This is a genomic window from Streptomyces mutomycini (assembly GCF_001700505.1).
Classification (GTDB): Bacteria; Actinomycetota; Actinomycetes; order Streptomycetales; family Streptomycetaceae; genus Streptomyces; species Streptomyces mutomycini.
Window position 1 is genome coordinate 1 of record NZ_MAPV01000325.1, and the last position, 1,921, is coordinate 1,921.

The window sequence follows — 1,921 nt, forward strand, 5'->3', positions numbered from 1 at the left end:
CCCGGGCCCCGCCCCCGGAACGACAGGAGCCGCAGCAGAAGCAGGAGAACCCGGCGGCGGCGCCTGCGGGTCCAGCCCCGGACGTACCGCCGTCCGCGGCAGCTGACTGCCACCCGACATCAACGCCGTGGGCGCCTCCGCCGGAACGACCGGCGGCCGGGCCCCCTCGTCGTCCGACCCCGAAAGCGGCGGCGCGAACACCGTCGCCGGCAACGGCACCGCACCCTCGTCCGCGCCCGCGTTCGTATCCGTGCCGGCCCAGGGAGTCCCCCCGGCCGGCACCCCGTCATTCGCCGTCGGCTCATGATCCCGCTGCCCACCGGCAGCAGGCCACGCAGCACCCGAATCGGCACGCTCCGGCGCAGGAGCGGAAACGGAGGAGGACGACGGCACGGGCCTCTCACCGGAATCAGCAGACCCCTCGGACCCGGCAGACCCCTCAGCCCCGGCAGAAGAGGACGACGACGCATCCGCCCCCGCACCCCCGTCCGGAATCCCCAGCTTGTCCGCAGCCTCCTGCAACCACTCCGGCGGAGTCAGCAGGAACGACGTCTGATTCAGATCAATACGCTGCGGCGGCTCCGGAGCAGCAGCACCCACCTCCGCGGACGCCCCGTAATCCTCCTCGTACCGCCGTATCACCTCGCCGACCGGCAACCCCGGCCACAACGTGGCCTCACCACTGTCCCGGGCGATCACCAGCCGCTGACGGCCCCCGTCCGAAACAGGACCCTCCGCACGGTCCTCGGCCCACACCACGAAACCCAGCTCGAACTCACGGACCCGGACCTCACGGTGCTGATACGCCGGCACATCACCGTTGACCCACTCATCCGCACGCTCCTGCGCCTGCGCGAACGTCACCACCCCGCTCACCCCTCCACCGGGACGGCCCGCGCGAAGCCACCGTCCACCATCAGATTCGCCACCGTCTCCAGCTCCGGCGGATTACCCGCGAGCCGCTGAAGGAAAGCATCGAAATCCTCGCCACACGGCAGCAGAAGCCGGTCGACCCGCTCCTGCACACCCCAGCCGTCCTGATCCCGCGCATCGTCATACGCACAGAACCACACCGACCCCACACCGGAGCCACGCACCTTCACCGCCAGGATCCCGCCCTGGACAAAACCCACACCCAGGAAGTCCTTCGTGAAATGGTCCCGCAGACACTTGTTCACATACACCAGATCATTCACAGCCGCTTCCTCACGCACCGTGAAGAACGGCTGGTCAACCAGCAGACCCAGCTCCGCGTCCAGCGCCGCACCCACCGGAGCCGAACCACCCGCCGCCTTCAGGAACGACCGGTACGCACCCGGCAGCCGGTACCCCAGATCCTCCTCCACACCCAGGACCTGCTGCTCACCCACCGCCACAGAACCCTTCGGCAGCCGGAAATGAGCAGGCCGCGTCTCCTGCAGCGGCCGCGTACCCCGACGGTCCTGATCCACCGAAGCCGTCGCCAGACCACCGTGATGACGCAACAACGCCTTCACCTCGACCGGCACCAGCTCCATCCGCCGGCCACCCGCCACGTGATGCCACGTCCAGCCGTGCGGAGTCGCCACCGCGGGAATCGTGTCCCACAGCTCATGCCCGCTCGCCGCCAACGCCGCGTTCGCCGACACATAATCCGTCAGCCGCAACTCATCCACACCGAAACCCGGAGGAGGATCCGCGATCTCCGCGGCCGCACGCGCGTACGGCGAAAGCACCGGAAAGCCGTTCCCGTCCACACGCACACCCCTGGGGTGGCGGGACGCCCGGACAGGATCCGGGAAATACACGACCTGCCCGGCATAGGCCGCATTCGGTGGCGCGGCTTGCTGCCCGAGCCGACCTGTCGTCATGGCGTCTGCCCCCTGCTGCGTCTGGTGTTCCGCACAGCCTATGCGGTGACGCAACAACGCCCCCCGCCCCC

The 1,921-nt window shown here is 69.4% G+C and carries 1 protein-coding gene and 1 pseudogene; both read right to left on the reverse strand.

Annotated features, from left to right (window positions below; all coding sequences use genetic code 11):
* Positions 1-876 (reverse strand): annotated as a pseudogene (locus BFF76_RS34285) (SUKH-4 family immunity protein); the annotation flags it as partial.
* Entirely contained in the window at positions 873-1,850 is a 978-nt protein-coding gene (locus tag BFF76_RS30185) for an SMI1/KNR4 family protein (RefSeq protein ID WP_079122533.1), read from the reverse strand. The gene BFF76_RS30185 and the pseudogene BFF76_RS34285, both read right to left, overlap by 4 nt.
* Positions 1,851-1,921 lie beyond the last annotated feature (71 nt).

What these genes read in the sequence shown, in the direction of transcription:
- BFF76_RS30185 (WP_079122533.1), bottom strand. Translation starts at nt 1,850, where the DNA reads ATGACGACAGGTCGGCTCGGGCAGCAAGCCGCGCCACCGAATGCGGCC.